Annotated in this window: 21 protein-coding genes and 2 pseudogenes; 7 read left to right on the plus strand and 16 right to left on the minus strand. The window is 62.5% G+C overall.

Annotation, left to right across the window (positions count from 1 at the left end):
* Nucleotides 1-4 precede the first annotated feature (4 nt).
* The 8 genes and pseudogenes from LFT44_RS21345 to LFT44_RS21380 all read right to left on the minus strand — a co-directional run bounded on the left by LFT44_RS21345 (nucleotide 5) and on the right by LFT44_RS21380 (nucleotide 5,887).
* The gene (locus LFT44_RS21345) at nucleotides 5-328 is read right to left on the minus strand and encodes a histone-like nucleoid-structuring protein Lsr2 (protein ID WP_236803091.1); all 324 of its coding nucleotides are present in this window, start codon (nucleotides 326-328) and stop codon (nucleotides 5-7) included.
* A 102-nt stretch (nucleotides 329-430) separates the two neighbouring features.
* A pseudogene (locus LFT44_RS21350) lies at nucleotides 431-1,446 on the minus strand (magnesium and cobalt transport protein CorA).
* A 348-nt stretch (nucleotides 1,447-1,794) separates the two neighbouring features.
* Nucleotides 1,795-1,968: a hypothetical protein gene (locus LFT44_RS21355; protein ID WP_236803092.1), complete on the minus strand. Its 174-nt coding sequence runs from the start codon at nucleotides 1,966-1,968 to the stop codon at nucleotides 1,795-1,797.
* A 432-nt stretch (nucleotides 1,969-2,400) separates the two neighbouring features.
* Nucleotides 2,401-2,877, minus strand: a complete 477-nt coding sequence (locus tag LFT44_RS21360) for an Hsp20/alpha crystallin family protein (RefSeq protein ID WP_236803093.1) — start codon at nucleotides 2,875-2,877, stop codon at nucleotides 2,401-2,403.
* A gap of 119 nt (nucleotides 2,878-2,996) precedes the next feature.
* Entirely contained in the window at nucleotides 2,997-3,266 is a 270-nt protein-coding gene (locus LFT44_RS21365) for a hypothetical protein (RefSeq protein WP_236803094.1), read from the minus strand.
* A 44-nt stretch (nucleotides 3,267-3,310) separates the two neighbouring features.
* A complete protein-coding gene (locus tag LFT44_RS21370; RefSeq protein WP_236803095.1) occupies nucleotides 3,311-3,919 on the minus strand; it encodes an NADPH-dependent FMN reductase in 609 nt (202 codons plus the stop codon).
* Nucleotides 3,920-4,225: 306 nt separating this feature from the next.
* Entirely contained in the window at nucleotides 4,226-4,651 is a 426-nt protein-coding gene (locus LFT44_RS21375; protein ID WP_236803096.1) for an Hsp20/alpha crystallin family protein, read from the minus strand.
* A 945-nt stretch (nucleotides 4,652-5,596) separates the two neighbouring features.
* Nucleotides 5,597-5,887, minus strand: coding sequence for a hypothetical protein (locus tag LFT44_RS21380; RefSeq protein ID WP_236803097.1), 291 nt, complete (start codon nucleotides 5,885-5,887; stop codon nucleotides 5,597-5,599).
* Nucleotides 5,888-6,428: 541 nt separating this feature from the next.
* Here LFT44_RS21380 and glgX point away from each other — a divergent pair.
* The 5 genes from glgX to LFT44_RS21405 all read left to right on the plus strand — a co-directional run bounded on the left by glgX (nucleotide 6,429) and on the right by LFT44_RS21405 (nucleotide 13,662).
* Complete coding sequence (glgX, locus tag LFT44_RS21385) at nucleotides 6,429-8,642, plus strand: glycogen debranching protein GlgX (protein ID WP_236803098.1); 2,214 nt, start codon at nucleotides 6,429-6,431, stop codon at nucleotides 8,640-8,642.
* A gap of 671 nt (nucleotides 8,643-9,313) precedes the next feature.
* Nucleotides 9,314-10,117, plus strand: a complete 804-nt coding sequence (locus tag LFT44_RS21390; protein ID WP_236803099.1) for a hypothetical protein — start codon at nucleotides 9,314-9,316, stop codon at nucleotides 10,115-10,117.
* Nucleotides 10,118-10,352: 235 nt separating this feature from the next.
* Nucleotides 10,353-10,652: a DUF4193 domain-containing protein gene (locus tag LFT44_RS21395; RefSeq protein ID WP_236803100.1), complete on the plus strand. Its 300-nt coding sequence runs from the start codon at nucleotides 10,353-10,355 to the stop codon at nucleotides 10,650-10,652.
* A 71-nt stretch (nucleotides 10,653-10,723) separates the two neighbouring features.
* Complete coding sequence (gene ftsH / locus LFT44_RS21400; protein ID WP_236803101.1) at nucleotides 10,724-12,700, plus strand: ATP-dependent zinc metalloprotease FtsH; 1,977 nt, start codon at nucleotides 10,724-10,726, stop codon at nucleotides 12,698-12,700.
* A gap of 335 nt (nucleotides 12,701-13,035) precedes the next feature.
* A complete protein-coding gene (locus LFT44_RS21405) occupies nucleotides 13,036-13,662 on the plus strand; it encodes a mechanosensitive ion channel family protein (RefSeq protein WP_236803102.1) in 627 nt (208 codons plus the stop codon).
* A gap of 210 nt (nucleotides 13,663-13,872) precedes the next feature.
* Here LFT44_RS21405 and LFT44_RS21410 read toward each other — a convergent pair whose 3' ends face one another.
* On the minus strand, nucleotides 13,873-14,106 hold the full coding sequence (locus tag LFT44_RS21410; protein ID WP_236803103.1) for a hypothetical protein: 234 nt from the start codon (nucleotides 14,104-14,106) through the stop codon (nucleotides 13,873-13,875).
* Between the two features lie 1,156 nt (nucleotides 14,107-15,262).
* Here LFT44_RS21410 and LFT44_RS21415 point away from each other — a divergent pair.
* Together LFT44_RS21415 and LFT44_RS21420 are read left to right on the plus strand one after the other, a co-directional pair.
* Nucleotides 15,263-15,684: pseudogene (locus LFT44_RS21415) on the plus strand (Hsp20/alpha crystallin family protein).
* 96 nt (nucleotides 15,685-15,780) lie between these two features.
* Nucleotides 15,781-16,269 carry a general stress protein gene (locus tag LFT44_RS21420; RefSeq protein ID WP_236803104.1) on the plus strand — a complete coding sequence of 163 codons (489 nt, stop codon included), beginning with the start codon at nucleotides 15,781-15,783 and terminating at the stop codon, nucleotides 16,267-16,269.
* A gap of 306 nt (nucleotides 16,270-16,575) precedes the next feature.
* Here LFT44_RS21420 and LFT44_RS21425 read toward each other — a convergent pair whose 3' ends face one another.
* The 7 genes from LFT44_RS21425 to dnaK form a co-directional block, all read right to left on the minus strand.
* Nucleotides 16,576-17,667: a hypothetical protein gene (locus LFT44_RS21425; protein WP_236803105.1), complete on the minus strand. Its 1,092-nt coding sequence runs from the start codon at nucleotides 17,665-17,667 to the stop codon at nucleotides 16,576-16,578.
* Nucleotides 17,668-18,176: 509 nt separating this feature from the next.
* Nucleotides 18,177-19,028, minus strand: a complete 852-nt coding sequence (locus LFT44_RS21430) for a S1C family serine protease (protein WP_336885650.1) — start codon at nucleotides 19,026-19,028, stop codon at nucleotides 18,177-18,179.
* A gap of 551 nt (nucleotides 19,029-19,579) precedes the next feature.
* Nucleotides 19,580-22,216, minus strand: a complete 2,637-nt coding sequence (gene clpB, locus LFT44_RS21435) for an ATP-dependent chaperone ClpB (RefSeq protein ID WP_236803107.1) — start codon at nucleotides 22,214-22,216, stop codon at nucleotides 19,580-19,582.
* On the minus strand, nucleotides 22,213-22,527 hold the full coding sequence (locus LFT44_RS21440; RefSeq protein ID WP_236803108.1) for a chaperone modulator CbpM: 315 nt from the start codon (nucleotides 22,525-22,527) through the stop codon (nucleotides 22,213-22,215). Before LFT44_RS21440 ends, clpB begins: the two co-directional genes overlap by 4 nt.
* Complete coding sequence (locus LFT44_RS21445; protein WP_236803109.1) at nucleotides 22,524-23,447, minus strand: DnaJ C-terminal domain-containing protein; 924 nt, start codon at nucleotides 23,445-23,447, stop codon at nucleotides 22,524-22,526. The genes LFT44_RS21440 and LFT44_RS21445 overlap by 4 nt, the downstream gene beginning before the upstream one ends.
* On the minus strand, nucleotides 23,440-23,979 hold the full coding sequence (locus LFT44_RS21450; protein WP_272910892.1) for a nucleotide exchange factor GrpE: 540 nt from the start codon (nucleotides 23,977-23,979) through the stop codon (nucleotides 23,440-23,442). Before LFT44_RS21450 ends, LFT44_RS21445 begins: the two co-directional genes overlap by 8 nt.
* Before the next feature lie 8 nt (nucleotides 23,980-23,987).
* The gene (gene dnaK / locus LFT44_RS21455; protein WP_236803111.1) at nucleotides 23,988-25,874 is read right to left on the minus strand and encodes a molecular chaperone DnaK; all 1,887 of its coding nucleotides are present in this window, start codon (nucleotides 25,872-25,874) and stop codon (nucleotides 23,988-23,990) included.
* Between the last annotated feature and the right edge of the window lie 223 nt (nucleotides 25,875-26,097).

Here is a 26,097-nt window from a genome sequence, read left to right on the forward strand (position 1 = left end):
CAGGTTAGTGGGCCGCTTCATACTGGGCCAGAAGATCTGCTCCTACCCGGCCGCGGTTGTTGACGTTAATCCCTTGTTCCTGCGCCCACGCCCGGACCTGGGCTGTGGTGGGGCCGCTGGTCCGGGCTGGTGTTCGCTTGGCCGTGCCGCTGTTGCGCTGCTTCCTGCCGGCCATGATGTAGGGCTCCAGGATGGACCTTAGCTCAGCTGCGTGGATGGCGTTGAGGTCGATCTCGTACGTGGTGTCGTCGAGCTGGAAGCTCACGGTCTCCACAGCCTCTGTGCCGTCAAGGTCGTCTTCAAGGACTGTGATCAGTTTTGTAGCCATCCGAAGGAGACTACCAGCGCTAGAGCGGAGAGCAGGAAGAGGAGCTCCCACGTCGGGAATCGCCCGTGACAGAGTGCAGTTTTACTGGCGGCCAAGAGTGCCCTACAGCCACTTACGGTGCTTGAAGGACAGGTAAAGGACAATGCCCATCACCAGCATGAGTGCCAGTGCAAAGGGGTAGCCAAGGACCCAGTCTAATTCGGGCATGTAATTGAAGTTCATGCCGTAAACGGTGCCGACGAGGGTGGGGGCGAACAGGATCGCGGCCCAAGAGGAGATCTTTTTGACTTCCTCGTTCTGGGCGAGGCTGGACTCTGTGAGGTGGCGCATCTCTTCGTTTTGCCGCTGGCCCACCAGCGCTGCATTAACGGTCAGGGCATTCTGCAGTAGGGCCCGGAACCCGTCGACTCGTTCCACCAGTCGCAGGACGTGGTCGTGAACGTCCCGGAGTCGTCGCTGCAGCTCTAAGTCCAGGGCGTACTTGTCGATCCGCGGAGCAGGGCTTCGAGCATTCCGCGCAGCGGGTGGGTGGCCCGCTGGAATTCTATGACTTCACGGGACAGTTCATAGATGCGGCGGGTGACGTCGGGGTTTGAGCCGAACAGCTCGTCCTCAATCTCGTCTATGTCGTTCTCCAGGCCGGCCACGACGGGTTCGTACTGGTCCACGACTTCGTCCAGGATCGCGTACAACACTGCCTGAGGTCCCAGGGTCAGGAGCTCCGGATCAGTCTCGAGCCGCTGACGGACGCGCTTCAGGTCCGGAGACTCGGCATGGCGGATGGTCACGGCAAAGTCAGGGCCAATGAAGACGTGCAGTTCACCGAATTCGACCTTTTCAACCTCATCGAGGTACCTCGCTGGCCGCAGGACAGTGAAAAGGGTTTCACCATAGCGTTCCAGCTTGGACCGCTGGTGCCCGTGCAGGGCGTCCTCGACAGCAAGCTCATGAAGGCTGAACTCTGCGGCGACTGACTGAATTTCCGCTGGCTCCGGCCGGTACAAACCGATCCACGCCATACCGCGCCGTTCACGCATCACCTCATACGTCTCGTCCAGGTTCCGCGGGTTATCAGTCCTGTGTCCGTTGACGTAAACGGCGTTATCCACCATCGTCATGATTGAAGCCTTCCTCGGGGGAATCTGCGGGTGGTCCATTGCCGAACCGCTGGCAGCAGCCGACCACCGGTGAAAATACCCGTAACGCACAAAGTTGCCCGTTCACTGTACCGGGCGGGGGATGGCGCTGCCCCGATGATGAGCCGTTCCTCAGGCAGACGGTAGAGGCCGAGCCCGGCTGAGAGGGTGAGGGCTGAGGGCTGAGGCGACTGTGTGGGTGCCGATGCGGCCGCTGAACATAAGCAGCAGCAGCATGATGCCGGAAACGACTGCGGCAATGCCCAGCAGTGCAACTGTCCTCATCCTGCCATCGCGGCCCTGCTGCCCGGCGAGGTCAGAAGCTTCGAGTCACTTGTCTCCTCGCCGGATCAGCGTGCAGACGGGAAGGGTCAGAATCCAGACAATCCCGGCCAACGTCAGAAGGATGGTGAAGGCGGCGAGCTGCCCAATAAACATCAAAGCAGCCACTGCCAACGTTCCCGCGTATGTCAGCGCGAAGGAAAGCGTTGCAGGATCAAACATCAAAAGCCGTCTCCGGAAATAGTTGGGGAGGTAAGGAGGTGCCGGGAGGGGGAAACACATTCCCGGTCCCGGCAATTATCTCCTGGGACAAGCGGAGGCAGTCGCCGGTGGACTCGCGTAACGGCCGTACCGGCGCAGCTGCCTCCGTACCTCCGGCTAATGACGGTCCTTCAGGAGGTCCTGATCTTATGCGGTTGAACGTGCTCAGCCGCCGGGGCCAAGGGGTGGCTGCCCGGCCTAATAACAACTGCAAGCTAAGACGCTTCAGGCCCGTCCAGCGGCGAGCATCCCCTTTATCCTGATCGACGACAGGTTTGCGTCAGCCGTAAGGCTCAGCACGTGGCGCTCTCGACCCCTCGATCCGTCGGCGTGTATCTTTCCTCAGTCCGGCTGGTTGTGGTTGCACTGTTACCGACCGGCGGCGGGACGGCGTTAGGACTGGGACCCGCCTGTACCGGCTGGACCAGCAGCGGCACCGGTGCCAGTTCCGGCTGCTGCGTCTCCTCTGCTGACCAGTATTTTCCGGGACGCCGTCCCTGCGTTTTCCGGCAGCGGGATGCGGACCTCGAGGATCCCGTCATCGTAGGTCGCACGGATGTCACTCTCGTTGACGGGTCCTGGCAGGCCTACGGTGCGGGAGAAGGTGCCGTACCTGAACTCAGAGCGGTATCCGTCCTTGTCCTTGTGTTCGGACTTCTCCTCATTGCGTACGTTGATCCGCAGGTCGTTGCCGACAAGCTCAATGTCGACGTCGTTCTGAGGATCGATTCCCGGGACCTCGGCCCTGACCACCATGGACCCGGCGTCACGGTATTCCTCAACCCGAAGCCAGGAAGCCATGTCCCCTTCCAGGAACCGGCGAAAGGGTTCAGTGATGTCAGCGCCACCCCAGCGCATTATGTTGGCCATCGCGGCCACCTCCTTCTCTTCTGCCCGGTCCCACGGCAACCGTACAACCGGCGCCGGGACCCCATTTGACACCAGTATGCCCATGAAGCCCCTGATGATCAGGGCTTCCTGCGGACCTGCTAGAGTTCCGCGGCAGGTCCGTCCAAGCCGCGCGGACCCTCACGGAACATGTGCTCGAAAGCCATTTCATCGGCCGTCAGGACCAGCAGATCCAGGAGCTCGGCCTCACACAGCCCTGAGGCCTCGCTGACTTCCGCCAGGGACGAGGTCCCGCTGGCGAGCAAAGCCGAGGCCGATCCCCGCAACGCCGCATACGCGGCGTCCAGGGTAGCCTCCGCGGTCCCGATCACTGTTGCCAGAGACCGCAGCAGGTCAAGTTCTGCGCTCATTGCTGCTCCTCCCGCGCGTTCAGGAATTGCTGCCCGTCCTGGATCTACTCCCTGGCTCGGCCGGCGAGAGCGTAGGAACGACTTTCCTCGTCCTTGCCCGTGCGCAGGACCTTCAGCGCACCGGCCCACGCGATGACCTGGTCAAGCAGGGTCTGCAGGTTCTTCTCGGCACCCTCTGACGGCGTGAAGGTCCGGTAGTTTTCAAACTCAGTGGCCAGGGGCAGGGCGACCTGGGCGCGGACGTCCGCCAGGTGCAGCTCCCCGGCAATGGCCCGCAGGTGCTCTGCCGCGCGGGTACCGCCGGCGCTGCCGTAGCTGACGAAGCCGGCGGACTTGTTGTTCCATTCCCTGTATAGGTAGTCAAGGGCGTTCTTCAACGCCCCGGGAATCGAATGGTTGTACTCACCGGTGACAAAGATGTAGCCATCGAAAGCGGCGACCGCGTCGGACCAGGCCTTGGTGTGCCCATGGCTGTTCATCCCGGTGGAGGGCGGCAGCGGCTCATCCAGCAGCGGCAGATTGAAGTCGGCCACGTCCAGGACCTCGAACGCCGCGTCCCCGCGCTCCTGCGCCCGTGCCTGCACCCAATCGGCCACAGCCCTTCCCAGCCGCCCCGGTCGCGTGCTCCCCAGCACGATGGCTATACGAATCATGACGGAACTCCTTTCCGATGCCTCCTTGGTCCGCCAAATAAACAATCCCGACCCCGAAAATCTTCCAGCCTTCCATCACGATTTTCCAGGTATAACAGGGCAATCGCAGGGTATAAGGCGCGGCGTTGCCAGGTCTCGTTGACTTTATGGAAGTTCAGGATGGTGTCGAGTCGAACACGGACCACTGCTTAAGGGAAGGATGCCTGAGCCCTGATCCCGCCTGCACGCCGTTAGGCGCAGTGGCGCTTTTGATTGAACCCAACCGCCCACGAGGCAAGGCTACAGCTAAGGCATCCTTCCCGGCTGTTAGGCACTAATTTGCTGCTGTGCGCCTGCTCCGGACGTGACTTCAATCTTCCGCGGCTGGGCCTTCTCCGCCACCGGAATGCGGACCGTGAGGACGCCACTATCGTAAGCTGCCTTCACCTTGCCTGTATCGAGCGCTTCGCCCAGAATCAGCTGTCGGCTAAAGACACCGCGCGGGCGCTCAGCAGCGAGCAATTCGGCACCTTCACCAAGATTGTCCTTTCGCTCGGCCCGGATGGTCAGAACGTTTTGCTCAACCTTCACATCCAGCGATCCCGTATCGACGCCGGGCAAATCCACCGCGACCACGAACTCCTTGCCGTCGCGCCAGGCATCCAATGCCATCGCCGCTGGGCGCGCCGCAGTGCCGAGCACCTGCTGCGTCAACCGGTCGAACTGGCGGAACGGATCACTCATCATCAACATGACATACCTCCTTTGATCAATAAATGACCGGACATATCTATGTCGGCTGATATAGATTTTCTATCACTGAGGTTTGAGACTTGCAAGACCGGTTCGTCAGTAAAAGCACCACATGCAAGCCGCCTCCTGAAATGTGGCGTTAGTTCCGGAATCCTTCCGTCCCATCGTCGACCGCGAGCCGGACGTGCTGGGCCGAAAGACCCAATGGGGTAAAGGCGGCCTCATCACGCTCTGCCATGTCACTGGAATACGACCCGTTCCCCTGGATGTTTCCTCATGTATAAGACCGGGGCGCCTTCACCGGCCGGCAGCCTTCGTTCGGCGCGGCAGCCTGAGGACAAAGCGCGGCCTGCGCCGGACAGCGGGAGGCAAGGTACCCACTTCGTTGTCGCTGATGCTGCATTGGACCTGGGTTGTTGTCATCCTCACAATGGAATCCCTGGCCACAAATCGGCGCCCCTCCTTAGTTGTCACAACGATGCCGTGCAGAATACTCCCCGTTGCGTCGTCCAAAACCTTGTCCACTGCTCCGAAACGCAGCCCGGAGGCGGAGAGGACCGGCGTTCCTTTTCTCAATGCCGTATAGGCAATCGGTGTTCCTTCCCCACTCACCATGCACTCCCTTACCTGACGGAGCCACCCACGGCGGCGCCCTTACTGCGAACTTGCACCAATAGGAGGTTCGCCACGACAAGGCATAGCCCTGCCCATGACTTGCCCGACGGACGACCTAGAAAAGACCGGGCGGTCACCGGAAGGAAGTTTTCCTGCCAGCAGCTGTAGAACAGGCGCCTTACTGCCTTTGGAAGCGGAAGCGGCAACTCAACGCACTTTTGGCCGCCCAAACCCATGCCCAGCGCTCCGTCTGCCCAGTGGGCCGGGCTTACCCGGCAGATCCTGGTCATCAGGGCATAGGCCCTGCATGTGCCGCCCCGCGCCCGAGTTTTAGAACGGTTCCTCGCGTGCGTCCGGGTAATCCTCTTCGTCATAGAAGGGAGGCGCCGCGGCCTGTTCGATCAGATCTGCTTCCGAGGCCTCAAGTCCTGCATCCTCTGCAGTCACCCTGCGGCCCGTCCCGTAGGGCAGCACGTCTGTACGCTGCTCGATGACATCCGCTTCCGGGGCCTCGGCGGGCAGCGAGCCCACGTCGATTTCTTCGGTGCCTTCAGGCAGAACAGGTATCTGCTGCTCGAACGCGTCAGCTTCCGGCGCTTCTGGCCGTGATCCACGGTTCATTTCTTCCTCCTGTCACCTCCAGTGCTGATTCCCCGGTCCAAGGACGTGCACCGGGAGATCCGGACTTCGCACCTCCTTGCATTAGTTTGGCACCGGCACCCAAAAAAATCAGCGGCCACCTGGGAACACTTTTGCTGGTGGCACCCAAGGCACCGGCGGCACCGGAAACAACGTCCCAACCTGGTGAACGGGAAGGTGCCCAGCGACACCGCCCCGGGGGCGCCGTAGTCTGCCACCGCCCAAGATTCCGTTCAGGACTGACAAGCCCGGGACGTTCCGGTTTCAGAAGCCGAACGGAGAGGCCCAAAATGCGGCAAAGCCCTCGTCCCATCTGGTTATCTTCGTGATGATGGGTGCCACCTATGACGGCAGTAAAGTGGGGCAGCCTGAATTTCAGGTCCATCCAATGTTTCCCTGGCCAGCAGGCTCCCCAACCGAAATGAACATACTAAAGACGGGCCGGCCGCGGCCTGATGGTAGATGGCGTCCGCCGTGGCCCTTGGTGTGGTTGGATGGGAGCACTTTCGATAGGGAGGTGAACGTGGAGGTCTGGACGGGTAGTTCTTATCCGCTGGGTGCCACCTATGACGGCAGCGGGACAAACTTTGCTCTTTTCAGCGAGGTGGCAGCAGAGGTGTATCTGTGCTTGTTTGATGACTCCGGGCTGGAGCAGCGGATCCGGCTCGAGGCTGTGGATGGGTTCGTGTGGCACTGCTACCTTCCGCACGTCCTGCCCGGGCAGCTCTACGGTTACCGGGTGGACGGCCCCTACGACCCGGCCCTGGGCCTGCGCTGTAACGTGAACAAGCTCCTGATGGACCCCTACGCCAAAGCCATGAGTGGAACCATCAACTGGGGCCAGACAATGTTCTCCTACAACTTCGGAGATCCTCATTCCTTCAACGCCCAGGATTCGGCACCTGACGCGATGCGGTCAGTGGTGATCAGCCCCTTTTTCGACTGGCAGCATGACCGGCCGCCGAAGGTCCCCTACAACGACACGGTGATTTATGAGGCCCACGTGAAGGGTCTGACCATGACCCATCCCGAGGTCCCGGAGAAGGAACGGGGAACCTACGCCGGCATCGCGCACCCCGCCGTGATCGAGCACCTGCAGAAGCTGGGCGTCACGGCCATTGAGCTGATGCCTGTACACCAATTTGTCCAGGACAGCGTGCTCCAGGAAAAGGGGTTAAGCAATTACTGGGGATACAGCACCATCGGGTTTTTCGCCCCGCACGAAAGCTACAGCTCCAGCACCCGCCCGGGGCAGCAGGTGCAGGAGTTCAAGGCGATGGTCCGTTCCCTGCATAGTGCCGGCATCGAAGTGATCCTCGACGTCGTCTACAACCACACAGCCGAGGGCAACCACCTTGGCCCCACACTGTCCTTCAAGGGCATCGACAACAGGGCCTACTACCGGCTCATGGACCAGGACCAGCAGCACTACCTCGACTACACAGGGACCGGAAACACCCTGAACGTCCGACACCCCCACGCCCTGCAATTACTGATGGATTCGCTGCGGTACTGGGTGCTGGAAATGCACGTGGACGGTTTCCGTTTCGACCTCGCCGCCGCCCTCGCCCGCGAATTCTACGAAGTAGACCGGCTCTCCAGCTTCTTCGACCTCGTGCAGCAAGATCCCGTGGTCTCCCAGGTCAAGCTCATCGCCGAACCATGGGATGTCGGACCCGGTGGCTACCAGGTAGGCAACTTTCCTCCGCTGTGGACGGAGTGGAACGGGAAGTACAGAGATGCCGTCCGCGACTTCTGGCGCGGGGCGCCGGCCACCCTTGGGGAATTCGCATCCCGGCTGGCCGGTTCCGCCGACCTCTACGAAAGCTCCGGCCGCCTGCCCGTGGCCTCCATCAACTTCATCACCGCCCACGACGGATTCACCCTTCGCGACCTCGTCACCTACAACGAAAAACACAACGAGGCCAACGGGGAAAACAACAATGACGGCGAATCCCACAACAGGTCCTGGAACTGCGGGGTGGAGGGCTCCACAACAAACCCCGAGATCCTCGCCCTGCGGGCCAAACAGCAGCGTAATTTCCTTGCCACGCTATTCCTCTCCCAGGGCGTTCCCATGGTCGTGCACGGCGACGAGCTGGGAAGAAGCCAGCAGGGCAACAACAATGCCTACTGCCACGACTCACCCCTGTCATGGATCGACTGGGAAACACCGGATCAACCACTCATCGAGTTTCTCGCAGCCGCCAGCGCCCTCCGCCGCGAACATCCCACGTTCCGCCGCAACCGCTTTTTCAACGGACGTCCCACCCGGCGAACCCTGAACCAGCCCCTGCCGGACATCGTCTGGCTCAACACCGACGCCTCCGAAATGGTCCCCGAAGACTGGGACAACCCCCTCGCACGTGCACTAGGGGTGTTCTACAACGGCGACGCCGTAGGCCGCGACCACCGCAACCGACCGATCCGTGACCACCACTTCCTGCTCTACTGCAACTCCGGGGACAGTCCCGTGGTCTTCAAACTGCCTGGCCCCGACTATTCAAAAGCATGGGAACCACTGATCGACACCGCCGGAGAACGAGCCGGCCAAGGCTTTATAGGGGCCAACGGAACCGTGGAACTGGAGGGAAAATCACTCCTGGTCCTCCGCGCCTACACACAACCAGCAAAGAACCCCGACAACTCGGTGGCAGCATCGGTGGCGTCGCTGACAAACCCCACAAAGGACAGCACCAAAAATCTAAAAACGCCGCTACAACCCGAGCGCAGCTAGGGCCGATCACCCAACTCAGGCCGTGAATAGGGCGAGCCGACACGAACCTCCGCACACTCGTCGACAGCCTTCCGCAAGACGCCGATAGCGCCTGCCGGATGGACGGTTACGTGATCGAAAACGGTTAAGTGGCAACTGGGTGAGGGATCCCTACCAGCACGCGAACCGGTCGGACGCACTGGTTCTCTGCAGGGCAGATTTCCCAGTCGTCCGCGCCGCCTGTGCAGTGCCCACTAAGGCTGTGCTCATAGAATTCGGACGGGTGCCAGGAGGCCCCCGTCCTGAGAGCCTTCAGCTTGTCCCTGCAGGGCAAAACCAGAGCACTGGGCCGCGGCCGCAAAGAACGTCAGGTGCCCGAAAAGGGGACCCTGACTGCTGCCGGAGGTACTTTACTAGCGCCGGTTCCGCGGCGTTCCTGAATCGTGCGGGAGGATCTGCGTGAAGAACTGTCACCTTTCGGAGACCGTCGGCCCACACTGCTTGTCGCCAGTGCCGATCCCGGATACTCATTGCTCACCTTCCGGAGATAGTTGAGGAAAAGCCACCTCGGGCGTAGGAATTTAAACTCGCCGGGCGAGGTATTTTAAGATGCTTCGCCGATGGGATGAACACCTTTTGTGGATACCGACCGACCATCCCCGTAGAACCACTGAACGGAGATAGTTGAAAAAATGACCAATACTGCAAAGGACGAGACCGAAGAGAGAGTCAAGGAAGCTGCTGTGACCGGGAACGCCCTCGGCCTGAGTGCCAGCCAGGTCATTGCCGGCGGCGCCGCCGCCGCAGTGGCTTCCATCATTGGCGGGCACCTCGGTCTGACAGGAACCGTCGTCGGTGCCTTCATTTTCAGCGTTATATCGGCCGTTGCGCTGCCGCTGTTCCGCGCCTCTCTGGAAAAGAGCCACGCCCAGCTCAAACGCGTCATGCCCAGACGCGGGACCGGGGCAGTCCGGACAACGCCACCGCAAAGTGTCCCCAGGACCGTGCGGGCAACATCTGGCAAGGTCTCCGCTGCGCAGCTGCTGCCGGATCGGGCCTTGGGAACTCTTGCCGGTGTGCAGCATGCGCCCGGCAAGTCACCCAGAGTCCCAAAGGCCCGGAGTGCTGTCGGTGGAACAGCCCTCATCTTCCTTGTTGGTCTGGGGTCAATTCTTGGCTTCCAGTCAGCCACGGGCCTGGCCCTCTCGGAGGGGACCGGTGCCCTCCAGTCGGGTGTTTCCATGGTCGTCTCAGACGCTACTGAGAACAAAGTCGCTCCACCCTCGGACCCGACACCAAACGCGCCGACAGAAGAATCGGGCACTGTGCCACTGGATTCAGCCACCGAGCCCGCTGAACAGCCAACACCGACACCCACCCGCACAAGCCACCCCGATCCAAGCGCGAAGCCCACGGCACCGGTAAGCACGAACGCCCCGGCACCTCCGAGTCTGCCCCGCCCGCTGGTGACGTCCAGTACCGTGCCTACCAGATAGATTTCCTTGGCTGCAGGCTGGAGTGCCGCCTGTTGCTACCGGGAATCTTCCACGACTCCTCTACGGGCAGAGAAGCGCGGGCCCAAGGAGTTGTACGGGCTTCTCCTCTGGCCGTGCGGGGTCGCAGTGCAATTTTGTGGGTTCGTCAGCCAGGGCAGGAGGGCATGGAATATGGCGCCGCCTGGCCGGGTTTAGCAGTGGTCCCTTGATTGATTGGAAGTGAAGGAGAATCCGAATGTCCGTTGACTACGACGCGCCCCGGGTAACGGCCGAAGACGAGGCCACCGAATCCCTCCAGGAGCTTAAGACAGAGGCTGCCACCCCTAAAGGGGCTGTCATCGACGTCGATGAGGCCGATCTTGCCGAGGCTTTCGAGCTGCCTGGCGCCGATCTTTCCGGTGAGGAACTCCTGGTTCAGGTCATCCCGGTCCAGGCGGATGAATTCACCTGCATGTCCTGTTTCCTTGTCCACCACCGCAGCCAACTCGCCAAGGAAAGGGACGGAAACAAGTACTGCTGCGAATGCGAGGACTGAAGCCTTGACGGCGGGCAGGGACGGTAGCTAGAAACGTGAACACCGAAAGTTGTGGATATCGGAGGTGAATCGTGAACGAACCGGCGGGCCATCAAAACAGGCTGGGCCAGAACGCGCATGGGTCCCGCTCTGGTTCCTGGCCCAGGGTGCCGTGGCGGACCGAGGGCCTGCCCGCGGCCCGGCACGATCGTGGCAAACGAGGCCAGTGGTGGCGGACTCTGCTGATTGTTCTGCTGTACGTGGCTGTGTTCGCTGTCCTGACGGTCCAGGACCAGCAAAACCAGCCTCAATCCGTTTCCTACACCGAATTTAAGGCGCAGGTGCGGGCGAACAACATTGCGGAGATCTTCGCGAAGGGCCAGAGCATTGAGGGTACCCTGCGCAGCGGAAGGCCCCTGCCCGGCAGCGACGGCAGGAACTACAGCCAGTTCACGACCGAGCGCCCTCTCTTCGCCGATGACAACCTTCTCAGTGCACTCGAACAAAACAACGTCACGGTCCGCGCCACCCCGCTCGTTGAGGAACGCGGTGTTCTGACAAACCTGCTGATTTCGGTGGCTCCCATCGCGCTTCTGGTCCTCTTCTACCTGTGGCTGTTCAAAAAGCAGTCAGGCATGCTCGGAACAGGCGGATTAGGTGCGGGGAAAAAGTTTCGACCCGTGGACCCCGACAAGGTCCGGGTGACGTTCAAGGACGTAGCCGGTATCGATGAGGTCGAAGCGGAAATTTCTGAAGTCGTTGATTTCCTCAAAGACCCCAAAAGATACCAGGCCATCGGCGCCAAACCGCCCAAAGGCGTCCTGCTCAGCGGGCCGCCGGGGACCGGAAAGACCTTGCTGGCACGGGCCACCGCCGGTGAGGCCGGGGTACCGTTCTTCCACGCAAGTTCCTCCGAATTCATCGAAATGGTCGTCGGCGTCGGAGCCAGCCGGGTGCGGGAGCTTTTCCAGGCCGCCCGCAATGCTGCCCCTTCCATCATTTTCATCGATGAAATCGACGCGATCGGGCGCAAGCGAAGCGGCTCCCTGACCGTAAGCGGACATGATGAACGCGAACAAACGCTGAACCAGATCCTCACCGAAATGGACGGATTCTCCTCGTCCGAAGGAATCGTTGTCCTGGCAGCAACAAACAGGCCCGACGTCCTGGACCCCGCCCTGCTGCGCCCGGGCCGGTTCGACCGCTCCATCACCGTCCACGCACCAGATCAGCCCGGCCGTGCCCAGATCCTGCGCGTCCACGCCGGAAACGTCAAGCTAGCCGCGGATGTGGACCTTGACGCGATCAGCCGCATCACCCCCGGGATGACCGGGGCCGAACTGGCCAACCTCGTCAACGAGGCAGCACTGCTGGCCGTCAAACGCTCCCGCCCCGCGGTCACCCAGCGCGACCTGCTTGACGCGCTGGAAAAGGTCCAGCTCGGCACCGTCAGGAACGTGGTCATGCCCGCCGAGGAACGCAGGCGCACCGCCTACCACGAGTCCGGGCACGCTCTGCTGGGAATGCTCGAGCCCGGCGCCGACCCTGTCCGGAAGATCTCGATCATCCCGCGCGGCCGTGCACTCGGTGTCACCCTTTCCACGCCCGACACAGACCGGTACGGGTACGACGAAAACTACCTCAAGGGCAGAATCGTCGGCGCACTGGGCGGCATGGCGGCAGAAGAGCTCGTCTTCGGGGTCGTCACCACCGGAGCCGAAAGCGACCTGCAGACCAGCACCCACCTGGCCCGGATGATGGTCGGACGGTGGGGCATGTCTAAACGCATCGGGCCCGTCCAGGTCCTCCCCGAGGAAGGGGACCCCCGCGCCGCCGGCGTCTCCGAAGGCATGCTGGACCTCGTCGCCGAAGAAGTCCGTGCCCTGGTCGAGCAATGCCATCAGCGCGCACTGGCCCTCCTGCAGGAAAACCGCTGGCGCCTGGACAAACTCGCCGAACGACTCCTGGAACAAGAAACCCTCGAAGAACAGGAAATATACGAAATCGCAGGCCTTCACCGCATCCCGGCAACCGCCTCCACCACACCCCAGATAACAACCGCGCTATGAGGGAACGCCGATAGCCCGCTGGTCATAGTTCTTCGGGGTGGCTGCTATTAAAGTCGATCTAGTGGGAATCTGCCGTCGAGGGCAAACTTCACCGGCGGGTACAGGCCGTCGGCGCAGGTTCAGCTATCCAGTGACCCGGCCCGCCAGCACCACGCTGCTGCCGGACCCGTTGTGGAGGGCGGTACTGATGTGCTCCGCGCACCCGGCCCTGAAGGGCCAATCTGTGCACTCAAGCCAGCGTCGAAATCAGTACTGCGGCTTGCTGCCGATACGCTAGAAGCCCAATTCTTCAACCGCGGATGTTTCCGCCAGACAAAAGGCAGGTGTGCGACAGAATGTTTTTCACAGGCGATAAATGGATCGCCGTCGTTCTCCAGATCGGGATCACCATAGGTCTGGGGGCCGTGGCTTGGGGTGTGGCCCGCTGGGTTATTTCCCGCATCGTGCGGCGGGTCAGCAACGGTTACGCGATGCTGAGGAAGCCCCACTTTCGCTGGGCGCAGCCCGTACTGCGGACACTGGATCACGAACGCAGGGTCCAGCGGGCAGAAACCATTGGATCACTACTGACTAGCACTGTTGCGGTCCTTATCGTGGTGACTGTGATCATTTACACACTCGGCGCTCTGGATGTAAACATCGCACCGCTACTCACGAGCGTCGGGATCTTAGGCGTCGCGATCGGCTTCGGCGCTCAGCAGCTTATCCGTGACTTCCTGGCAGGGATCTTCATTACCCTGGAAGACCAGTACGCCATCGGTGACGTAATCGAGACCAGCGAAGTTGTCGGAACCGTGGAGTCGGTGGGTCTCCGTATTACCCGTGTCCGGACCGAGGACGGAGCCGTCTGGTACTTGCGGAACGGAGAGATACTGCGGGTCGGAAACCACTCACAAGGCACCTACACGCCCTCCACGGACGGCATGTCACCAGAAAAGGTTTCGGCCCAGGCGGGAAGCTAAGGCCACAGAAAAATGGGACACCTGTCAGGTTGGGGTGTGCACCAACTGGGCGAACTCGCGTCCAACGGCGCTCCAAGGGTGCAGGACGCTGCCCGCACATGGGGCGCATGAGCGCTGGCGGCCCGGGCAGGAAGGTAGCCGGTGGGCTGCGTCAGACCGTTCCCGGTACGGATTCTTGCCGGTTCGTGGGTTGCCGGTTTGGCTGGGACGTCAGGCGGTGACCATGGCGAAGGCCAGGATCAGTTCGGTGATGTCTCCGGCGTAGTACATCAGTTCTCCCGCCTGGCGCAGTTCGGCGGCAGTGGCGGTGACCGTGACGTACAGGCCGGCGTAGAGCAGCTGGGAGATGATGGCGTGCGCGGCGATCGCCACGCCCAGGATGACGAGTCTGGCCGGGACTGTGTCCGTGGACAGCGCTGCCAAGGGCAGCGGCTCGGCCTTCACCGGTTCCGTCTTTCCTGCTAGCGGCAAGGAGAACTTGAGCTTTTACGGCTTCAATTCCTCCGTCACACGGTTGAGGATCGACACGAACCCTTCCTGCGTGGGGACCGTGCTGACCTCTGTTAACGGTGAACCCTCCATTATCATCCTTGATTCGGACGCGCGTACGGACGGGAAGGTGCCCGTCCTCACGGTGGCAACAGCATTCGCCGTGGATGACGGTAAAAAAGTTTGGGTCCTACAGAAGTGCCAGGTCCCTCCACCGGCGGCCTGATCTCGCCAACACTTTCAAAGGACTCACCGCCGAGAAAGCGCCCGGCACAGTGCTCGTTGCCGATACCGGTGCAGTGCGCCCGGCCGGGAACAACGCTGTACGAGCATCACGGCACCGTTCTGCTCGGCAACGGTCCGGCCCTGTCCGCCGTCGACGCGGCTCCGGCCAGGTGTTGTGGAGCTCCAGCGACCTCCACCGGCCGCCTGGGGCGGACCGTGGGGAGAGGATTGAGCAACCAACAGATCAACCAGGAGATGGTGCTGGCAGAACCATCACAGAAACCAACTCAGCGCGGCCGCGATGGGACAACTTGCGGGGGCCGAACCTCTCCCACAGTTGCCGGTTGGGCTTTGGCCCGGTGAGGTAACCGACGGAATAAGCCCTTGACGATTGGCCCCGACACTCTCCAGACTCACTTCTAAGGGGTTGATCGGATTGACCTTCTTTTCAGTCCCTTTTTATCGGGGCCTTCTGGGGCTATTGCCGCCAGAGGGACCACTATCGCCGGTTGCAATCCGTTTTGAGGGGTTGCGAACGGGGTAGGAACCAGGCTGCTCCTACCCCTCTCGGTTGCCCTCGCCATCGCGCATCTAATTCTGTCCTTCGCAGGCTGGCCGCACCGGCCCCCTCCACCCCCACCGCTGACCGTTTCGGGGCTGCCTGCAGAACCATCAACAGGGCCTTGTGGGGCTTTTGGTAAGTGTGCTTAGCTTATTTCACCGCCGGTTCCTCCGTAACCCCTGATATGGGCCCGGCTGGTTGGTTGCACATAGGACGTGCCTAAGCAGACGGACGTCTCGTCAAGGGAACTCCCTGGCGCCCCGTCGAGGGAATCCCGCACCTTTCCCCAAAACAAAGAACGATACTTTTCAGGAGCACACCCGAATGCTGATCCGTACAGACCCTTTCCGTGAACTGGACCGGCTCGCACAGCAGGTCATCGGAACTCATGCCCGCCCTGCCGCCATGCCCATGGACGCGTGGCGTGACGGCAACGAGTTCGTTGTCGAGTTTGACTTGCCCGGCGTGGACCCGGGGTCCATCAATGTGGACGTTGAACGGAACGTCCTGACCGTGCACGCCGAACGCAAATCCAGGTCAGGGGAGAACACCGAGATGATTGCCTCCGAACGCCCCTGGGCACGTTCAGCAGGCAGGTGATCCTAGGCGACAGCCTCGATGCCGACAACGTCAAAGCAAGTTATGACGCCGGTGTGCTAACTATGCGCATCCCGGTGGCCGAGAAGGCCAAGCCCCGCAAGATCGAAATCAGCCAAGGCTCCCAGGCACCGCAGATCGCCGCCTAAAGGGACTGGAGGTTTCTCGGCAGCGCTTTTGGAGCTGCCGAGAAACCCCGCTCCGGTCCAGTACTTCTTCAGGACATAAAAGACGAGTGTGAGGGAATGAGAAAAGTTACCACGGGATCCGAAAGTTCCCTGGCCGGTTCCTCGACCGGCCGTAGTACCAAGTCAGTGCTTCGCGAGTTCAGCAATTATGCCGAGGCCCAGCAATTGGTGGACCGGCTCTCCGATGCCGGTTTTCCCGTCGAACACGTACAGATCGTAGGAACCGGGATCCGCAGCGTCGAGCAAGTCACCGGCCGCCTGACCAAGGGCAAGGCCGCTCTCTATGGCGCCGGCAGCGGGGCCTGGTTGGGCCTGCTGATCGGGCTGATCTTCGGGCTGCTCACCGTGGGGCCGGTATGGATTATGATCCTGCTAATCAGTCTGGTCCTGGGCGCCTTTTGGGGAGCTGCCTTTGGATTCATCGCACACGGGGCAACCAGAGGACAGCGTGATTTCAGCAGCATCCATGCCCTCGAAGCAGAGCAGTATGCAGTACTGGTCAGCGACCAGCACTTGAACGAAGCGTCCCGGCTGGCTACAGCCTGACAAAAGCCAGACAGGAAACCAGGCACACTGCGAGGGACTCATGGGAAACGTACAGGGCCCTTGTTCCTCATCGGCGATGCATGACCGAAACCTTGAATCCCGTTCAAAAACCCTGACTGTCATTGATGGGGTCGCACGGATCTACCTGATCCGCTCTCCATTAGCCATTGGCGCCTCCACCGTCAACCCTTTGGCCCCGGCAGGACGGCGGTCGTACTGCCGCCCAAGTCTGTCACAGCCGGTCCTGCTCGCTGACAATGGAAAAGAACAGGGCATCCGGAAGTGGCCTTAGGAGCCAATTGTGTGTCAGGAGCTGGATCGGGTGTAGGCGGCGGCGCGGACGACGTCCTCGTCTTCGAGTCCGGCTCCCAGTGCTCCGCCGATGGTGGCCAGGCTCGCAGTGAGCCAGCTGAGCTTCGCGTAGTCCAGGACATCTACCGGGCGCCCTGCGACACCGGTCAGCACCCCCTCGTCAACGAGCAGGAACGCCCCGACCAAGGACAGAATGAACAGGGCCAGATAGAACACCAAGACGCCGATGACCACGGTCGCGGCGGTAGCCAGATTGAACAGGGTTACCTGCTCGCGCTGGGCCCGCCGCCGGGGACGCTCCCACAACCCGCCCCCCAGGATCAGGGTTGCACTCACCGTTACGATTGCCATGACCGCCAGCAATGCCAGACGGACTGGTCCGTAGGCCAGGGCAAGGAGCCACAAGTCGGAGGCCACGAGCGTCAAAACCCCGGTGGCCGCTGCCACGACCAGCGCCCGTGACAGCCTCGCGATGAAGGCCCAGGGGCGGTTGGCGCGGATCATGCCCAGCAGCAACCGCACGTTGCCGCTCAGCACCCTGGCCGTGAACTGCACGACATTGTCTTCCGGGCGCTCTTCCAGGTCAGTGGATAACTGGTGTGCTCTGCGGGCGAGGTTCTGCTGGGCATCGACGTCGGCGACGTTGTAGTCCAACAGTTGCCCAACGACCTTCACGGTGGTGTCCTGCGCTTTTTGCCGCAGGTGCCTGGCTCCCAGGGCGGGGACGGCAACCAGTCCTACCCCATGCACGGGGCTCAGCTGGGTGAGCACCGGGCGCCGGCCATCCTTCAGCGGTATCTCGGTGAGCACCACGGCCAGATCCCAGCCTTCCTCCAGCACCCGGTCCCGGGCTGCCTCGAGCAGGTTCAGGGTCGCGGTCGGTGGACTTACCAGCCTGTCCTCGCCGACCGTTACCTCCCAGCGCACCCCGGGATGATGCTGTGTCAGGGCCTCGTGTACCGCGGTGCTGATGTCCGGGCCGAGCACCTCCGTCAAAGGTGGCGAGACCAACAGGCCGATGAGCAGTTCAGAGTCTTGCTGCAGATCGGCAGGTTCGGAGGAGGATTGGAAAGGCTTGCTATTCACCCATCTATGGTGACGCAACAACTGCCCGACCGCCATCAGCGGCGGTCGATACCCGATGGTAGAGGAGCAGCAACCGTGTCATGCTCCAGGTGGTGGCGTTCATGCTCCCTGCGATGATGCTATTGCTGCACGGTAGGATCTGTGGAAAGCCCGAGGGCCCCCAGGCGGCGGGTTTTCTTACACACCGCTGGGGGCGCTGAAGGGTTCGTTGCGCTGCGTTTGTTCAGAACCATGCGCAGGTATTCAGCACCAGAGCGGCGATGCTCTGGTGGCCCGGCGGGGACCGATGGATCCGGTCAGGGTCCCGAATCCTGGGGCCGGCAAACTGCTGAAAACGATAGCAAAAGCATACGACCCTTGCCTCCCAGGCCACGGCCGAAAAACCGCCGTCTGCCACGCCATGCACGGTCGTTGGACCCCTCCGGAACCGGGAAACAGCGGAGCCCGGTGCCGTACTGCAAACTGGCCAGCGGACTATAGCCGCTGCCGCAGCCTGATTGCGCCCCGTCTTAGGAGGCGGGGCGCGCGACCAGCTGGATTTTTACCTCCTGCGTTTCAGCTCCCCTGCGGAATTCAACGGCTACGGTTTGCCCGGGACTCCTGGTCCTCAGTGCGGCGAGGAAGTCCTCAGGCGTGGCGAGATCATCCCCGTCGAGTTTGGTGAGCACGTCCCCGGGCCGGATGCCGGCCTGGTATGCCGGCCCGGCCTCCGGCACCGAGAGTGCAAGCACCCCGCGTGTGTCGGACAGGCCCAGCTGGTCGGCGATCTGCTGCGTGATTTCCGCCAGCCCCAGGCCGATGAAGGCGTGATCGGCAGTGCCGTCCTCCCTGAGCTGGTCGGCCACTTTCACTGCGGTGGCGGCGGGGATGGCAAACCCAAGGGCCACAGCACCTGACTGCGGCGCAATATAGGCCTCGCTGATGCCGATCACTTCACCCCTGCTGTTCACCAGGGCGCCGCCGGAGTTGCCGGGACTGATCGCGGCATCGGTCTGGATTAGGTCGACAAGTGACTGGCTGCTCGATGCCGATCCCGGGATCTGGCGGTTGAGGCCCGAGATGATGCCCGCCGTCGCTGTATTTTCGAATCCCAGCGGCGAGCCAATAACGATCGCAAGTTCGCCGATCCGGGGCAGGACGGTTTGGAATTTAGCGGCGGGCAGACCTGTCCGTTGGGCTTCCACCAATGCAAGATCAGAGACGGCGTCGGTGGCCCGCACGGTGCCGGCCACCCGCTGGCCGTCGGCAAAGCCGACCTCAACCTGGCCGTTGCCGCGCACCACGTGCTCATTGGTCAGAATCAGGCCATCCTCCGAATACACGACGCCGCTTCCCAGGCCGCCGTTGGTGAAGATCGTCACCACGGATGGCTGAAGGTTGCTGATGATGGCAGGAATGTCCGCAACACCTTGCGGAAAACTCTGCCCGCTCCCGCCCCCCGGACCGGTTTGTCCGGCGGGCGCGCCGCCGGTTGTGCTCCCGGGGGACTGCGAGGTCACCGACGCCTCCGGACTCTGCCCTGGGCCGGTGCAGCCGGACATCAAGGTTGCGAGGACGGCTGCCGCTGCGAGGAGTCCGGGGAGACGGGACGTGCGTTTTGCTGTCGCTGGCCGATGGTTCATTGAACGTCCTCTCGTGACCGGGCTGTCCGGATGCTGCTTAAAAGCTAGTCCCGCGAAGGCCGGCGGCCATAGCCGATTCCTTGCAGGGCTACGAGCCAGGAGCACTGGCTCGTGTGGCTGCCTTCCTTACGGTCAGGCCCAGGGTGTTGCCTCCAGGGCTAGCCCAAACAGGACGTCACGTTCCGCGCCGGCATGCACCTTTGCGGCGTCGACGTCCATGACCTGTGGTTCCGGATGACCGGACCTGGGGCAGCGGACTATATCCTGACCAGCTGTCCTTTCTTGCTGATTTATGCCGTTCCGGCCCCTTCAAGCTCCTTGGTGCTGTAGTCAACCATGAGCTCACCCCCTTCGGCTGTCACTGTCACCGCTCCCCCCTCCGCGATGCTGCCGCGCAGCAGGGCGCGGCCGACCTGCGTTTCCACGACACGGGAAATATAGCGGCGCAGGGGTCGGGCTCCGTAGACCGGATCAAAACCCTGCTCGGCTATTAGCAGGCGCGCCTCCTCGGTCAGGTGCAGCTCAATTTGCTGCTCGGCCAGCCGTTGCCGCAGCTGTTGGAACTGCAGATCCACGATACGTTCGATCTGGGGCAGGCCAAGGGGTGCGAACAGCACGGTGTCGTCCACCCGGTTCAGAAACTCGGGACGGAAATGTGCCCGGAGTTCGCCCATCACCAGCCCACGCGCCTCCTCGGTGATCGCCCCACCCTCGGTGGAGCCCTCCAGGAGATATTGGGAACCGATATTGGAGGTCATGATGATGACGGTGTTGCGGAAATCAATGGTGCGGCCCTGCGAATCCGTGATCCGTCCGTCATCAAGGACCTGCAGGAGTGTGTTGAAAATATCAGGGTGGGCCTTTTCCACCTCATCGAAAAGCACTACCGAGTAGGGTTTCCGGCGTACGGCTTCGGTGAGCTGGCCGCCTTCGTCATACCCGATGTAGCCCGGAGGCGCCCCCAGGAGCCGGCTGACGGTGTGGCGTTCCTGGTACTCGCTCATGTCCAGCCGGATCATCGCGTTCTCACTGTCGAACAGGGCAGCCGCCAGCGCCTTGGCGAGTTCGGTTTTCCCGACGCCGGTCGGTCCCAGGAAGATGAACGATCCGATGGGCCGGCGGGGGTCGCGGATGCCGGAGCGGGCGCGGATGATCGCGTCGGTGACGGCCGCGATGGCGTCTTCCTGGCCTATGACGCGTTCGTGCAGGATGTCGTCGAGGTGGAGGACTTTTTCACGTTCGCCCTGCTTCAGGCGTGCGACGGGGATACCTGTCCAGGCCGCTACGATCTCGGCGATCTCGTCTTCCGTCACGACCTCGCGGAGCAGCCGTTGTTCACCCTGTTTTGCGGCCAGTCGTTCCTCCTCAGCGGGCAACCGCCGTTCGAGGTCGGCAATTCGGCCGTAGCGTAGCTCCGCCGCCCGGTTGAGGTCGTAGTTCCGCTCGGCTTCTTCCGCCTCCTGCCGCAGCTGCTCCAGTTCGCTGCGAATTTCCTGCAGTTTGTGGATCGCCTGGCGCTCGGCCTCCCATTGGGCCCGCTTCGCGTCGGCTTCGGCACGCAGGTCGGCCAGTTCACGCCTCAGTTCCTCCAGCCGGGTCTTGCTGGCGGGGTCGGTTTCCTTGGACAATGCCGCGTCTTCGATCTCGAGCCGCGTGACCTTACGCGTCAGCTCATCGAGTTCCGCAGGCATCGAATCAATTTCCGTCCGCAGCCGGGCACAGGCCTCATCCACCAGGTCAATGGCCTTGTCAGGAAGGAACCGGTCCGTAATGTACCGGTGGGACAGGGTGGCGGCGGCCACCAGGGCGCTGTCCTGGATCCTGACGCCGTGGAAGACCTCCAGCCGTTCGCGGAGCCCACGAAGAATGGAAATGGCGTCCTCGACGTCGGGCTCCTCAACCAGGACCGGCTGAAAGCGGCGTTCCAGGGCCGCGTCCGATTCGATGTGTTTACGGTATTCGTCAAGGGTGGTCGCCCCGATCATATGGAGCTCCCCGCGGGCCAGCATGGGCTTGAGCATGTTCCCGGCGTCCATGGACCCTTCGCTCGCTCCTGCCCCTACGACAGTGTGCAGCTCGTCGATGAAGAGCAGGATCCTGCCCTCCGCAGCCAGCACCTCGGCAAGCACCGCCTTCAGCCGCTCCTCAAACTCGCCGCGGTATTTGGCGCCGGCCACGAGCGAACTCATGTCGAGCGAGAAGATGGTCTTGTTCTTCAGCCCTTCCGGCACGTCCTGCCGGACGATGCGTTGTGCCAGGCCCTCCACGATGGCGGTTTTCCCGACCCCCGGCTCACCGATCAGCACCGGGTTGTTCTTGGTCTTGCGGGAAAGAATCTGAACGACTCTCCGGATCTCCGCGTCGCGGCCAATGACCGGATCCAGCTTTCCGCTGCGCGCGTCCGCCACCAGATCGCGGCCGTACTTCTCCAGCGCCTCGTAGGTCTGTTCCGGCGTCGCGGAGGTGACACGCTGGTTTCCCCGGACCTGGGTCAGGACAGACAGGAACGCCTCGCGGGTGATCCCGTGATCAGCAAGCACTCTCCCGGCCGCCGTGGACCGTCCTTCCTCCGCCAGCGCAACCAGCAGGTGTTCCACCGAGACATACTCATCCTTCAGCCGCTTGGCTTCACGGTCAGCCGTATCAAGGAGTGCGCCAAGCCGGCGGCTGACGTACACCTGTCCCGGCGCCGCCCCGGGACCCGTGACCTTCGGCTTGCGCCGCAATTCAACCTCGACTGCCGACTTCAGCTCGTCGACGTCGATCTGCATGCCCGCGAGCAGTCGCGGAACCAGGCCCCCCTCCTGCTGCAGCAGGGCCGCGAGCAGGTGTTCACCGTCGGTCTCCGTATGCCCGGAGCGCTGCGCTATGCGTTGAGCCTCCGCCAAGGCCTCCTGCGACTTCTGTGTCAAACTCTCCATATTCATCGCGAAGCAGTTCCTTCCACCTGGGAGATTTCTACCAAACGTCGTTCAAGCGAGTCGACGCGCACCAACAGATCCAGTACCAACGGAATGGCCGCGTAATTCAGCGCCAGCTCCGAATGCAGTCTCATGACGCGCGCTATCAGTTCCGGGGTACGGGGGCTGAACCAGGGCCCGCCCGGGGCGTCGCCCAGCGGCCGGATGAGATCCAGGTCCACGAACCGCATGACGACGTCGGGGTGGACACCGCTGCTGCGCGCCACCGCCTCGAGACTCAGGCGCCATGGATAGGCCAGCGGATAGGCCTGGCTCATAGCCCCTCCCTCGGGTTGAAGTCGGATGCCGTAGCGAGTTTCTCGTACAGCTCACGCTCCTGCCTGTTGGGATGACGGGGCACCATGATGCGGATCTCCGCGAAGAGGTTCCCCGGCTGGCCCTTCGAATCGGGCATCCCCTGGCCGCGCAGCCGCAGCCTGTGCCCGCTGGAGGAGCCTTCAGGCACGGTGATCGTGACCGGGCCCGCAGGTGCGTTGACCTTGATCCTGGCCCCGAGGGCGGCTTCGGCCGGCGTGACGGGAAGGTCGAAGTGAATGTCCCGGCCCTCAAGCCGGTACCTGGTGTCGTGCTTGATCCGCACGGTCAGGAACAGATCACCTGGCGGACCCCCTTCCCGGCCCAGGGCACCCTGACCGGCGAGACGGATACGTTGCCCGTCCAGCACGCCGGGGGGCACGGTGACGTCATAGTCCCGGGTTTCACCGCCGGGCTGGGCCAGCCTGACGGTGCGCCGTCCCCCACGGATCGCCTCTTCGAGGGTCAGCCGGAGCTCGGCCTCGTGGTCCGCCCCCGGGGCCGGGCCCGCTGTCTGCTGCCGGAACCAGCCGCCCAGCAGATCCTCCCAATCGACGTCCCCCACGTTCACGTCCACGTTGCCGTACCCTCCGCGTCCTGGCCGCGGGCCTCCGGAACCCCGTCGCCGTCCGGCCCCCGCCGGACCGGCGCCGCTGCCGGCGTATTGCCGGAAGTCAGAGCCGAACCGGTCGTACTGCGCCCTGGTTTCAGGATCCGAGAGGGTGCTGTAGGCCTCGCCGATTTCCTTGAACTGGTCAGCCGCGTCCGGCTCGCGGTTGACGTCCGGATGGTACTTTCTTGCGAGTTTGCGGTAGGCGCGCTGGATCTCCTCGGCGTCCGCTGTCCGCGGGACGCCAAGAACCGAATAGGGATCCTTAGCCACGGTCGGCCTTCACCGCCCGGCTCACCACAACAGCGGCTGGCCGGAGCGTGCTCTCGATGCTTCCATACCCTGGGCGTAACACGCTGAGTACGGTCCCGGGCGGAACCTCCTCGGTTTCCACTACGCTGACGACCTCGTGCACCCGCGGATCGAAGGGGACGTTCTCGGCTTCGATGCGGGGGTAGCCCAGGCGGGCCAGGGTGTCGATGGCCTGGGTCCGGATGGAGGCTATGCCTTCAACGAGCGGGTCCTCCGTACGGTCAGCATGGGTCAAGGCAAGCTCCAGGTTGTCGAGGATGGGCAGCCACGCCAAGGCAACCAAGGCGCGCTCCTGCGCCCGTTGCTGTGCGATGTCCCGAACTGCCCGCTTCCGCGCGTTATCGACCTCGGCCAGCGCACGGCGCCACTGATCTTCCATCTTCACCAAGGCTTCATCCTGCACCGCGGCCGGCATTTTCCTTTCATTGGGTTCGGTGGCCTCCGCTTGGTCACTTCCTTGGTGAGGCTGTCCAGCCTCTGCCTGCTCGCTCATTGCTGCCCTTAACCGCGGTCAAATTCTGCGTCGACGATGTCGTCATCATCTGCGCCAGCGGTCACTCCGGGCTCCCGGTCCGATCCCGGTCCAGCCGCGGAAGTGGCCGAGGCGCTAAGCGCCGCCTGCAGCTGCTGGAGCTCGGAGATCAGCTCCCTCGCCGTGGCCACGTCCGCCTGGTTGCTGACGGCGTCGCGTGCTTGCCCAATCAGCAGTTCCGCCCTGGCCTTGTCGTGGGCAGGAGCAGTGTCGCCCAAGTCGTTGACGGACCGCTCAACCCTGTACGCCACCGCATCGAGCTCGTTGAGGGTATCGATACGCTCCCGGTTCTGCAGATCCTCACTCCTGTGGGACTGAGCCTCGGCAATCATCCGCTCGACTTCCTTGGAGTCAAGGTTGGAACCTTCGCTGATGGTGATTCCCTGTTCCTTGCCCGTGTCCTTGTCACGCGCCGTGACGTTCACGATGCCGTTGGCGTCGACGTCGAATGTGACCTCGACCTGAGGTTCCCCGCGGGGCGCGGGACGGATATCCGTCAGCTGGAAGCGCCCCAGCACGCGGTTGTCCGCGGCCAGTTCCCGCTCCCCCTGCAGGACCACCACGTCCACGGCCGGCTGGTTGTCCTCCGCGGTGGAGAACACTTCACTGGGCCTTGCCGGGATAGTTGTGTTGCGTTCGATGATCTTAGTCATGACACCGCCACGGGTTTCAACACCCAGGGAAAGCGGTACGACGTCCAGCAGCAGGACATCCGAGACCTCGCCTTTGAGCACGCCGGCCTGGATCGCGGCACCGACCGCGACGACTTCGTCGGGATTGACGCTCATATTCGGATCTTTCCCGCCGGTCAGGCGCCGCACGACGTTCTGTACGGCGGGAATACGGGTGGAGCCGCCGACCAGAATCACTTCGTCGATGTCATTGGCAGTGACTTTCGCGTCGGTCATCGCCTGCTTTACCGGCCCCATGGTGCGCTCCACCAGGTCATGGGTGATCTCATCAAAGACGGAGCGGCGCACGGTCGCCGCCAGGTGCTTGGGACCGGTGGCATCAGCCGTGATAAAGGGAAGGTTGACCTGGGTCTGGGTGACGGAACTGAGCTCAACTTTGGCTTTCTCGGCCGCTTCAAACAGGCGTTGCAACGCTTGGGCGTCCGAGCGGAGGTCAATTCCCGCCTCCTTCTGGAAATCATCAGCCAGGTAATCGACCAGACGGCGGTCAAAATCGTCTCCGCCGAGGTGCGCGTCCCCCGCCGTGGACCTGACCTCCACGACTCCGTCCCCCACGTCCAGCAGACTCACATCGAAAGTTCCGCCGCCAAGGTCAAAAACCAGTACCGTCTCATGCTGTCGTTTGTCAATGCCGTAGGCCAGGGCAGCCGCGGTCGGTTCGTTAATGATGCGCAGGACTTCCAGCCCGGCAATCCTACCCGCGTCCTTGGTCGCGGTGCGCTGTGCGTCATTAAAGTACGCGGGGACCGTAATGACAGCCTCCGTCACCTTCTCGCCCAGCTGCTTGGCGGCGTCGTCCACGAGCTTGCGGAGAACGAGCGCGCTAACCTCTTCGGGTGCAACTTTCTTGCCCTGAACCTCGAACCGGGCCAAGCCGTTCTCGTCTCCTACGACGTCGAAACTCACCGCCTTTGCCTCATCCGTGATCTCGTCATAGCGGCGCCCGATAAAACGTTTCGCCGACGTGATGGTTCCCTTAGGGTTGAGAATGGATTGCCTGCGGGCCAACTGGCCCACAAGCCGTTCGCCATTGTCGGTGTAGGCCACCACCGAGGGGGTGGTCCTGGCTCCTTCCGCATTGGGGATGACGCGGGCTTCCCCGCCTTCCCATACCGCGATCACCGAGTTGGTCGTTCCCAGATCAATTCCTACTGCCTTGGACATGATGATCCACTCCGGTAAGAGAGGTGCAACCGGTCCTCTGTACGGTGTCCGCCCTAATAACACCGCATGACAGATCCGCAGAATCAGACCTGCCATTTTGGAACCGAAGGCTTGCCACGGGCGTCCTACATCCGAGTCTGCTCTCAACCGGATCGGCTGCATGGCCCCCCCATGCCTAAATCAGCCGACTCTTTTGGACCTAGCAGGTCCATAAGCCACAGAG

The sequence above is a fragment of the Arthrobacter sp. FW306-05-C genome (assembly GCF_021801725.1).
GTDB lineage: Bacteria > Actinomycetota > Actinomycetes > Actinomycetales > Micrococcaceae > Arthrobacter.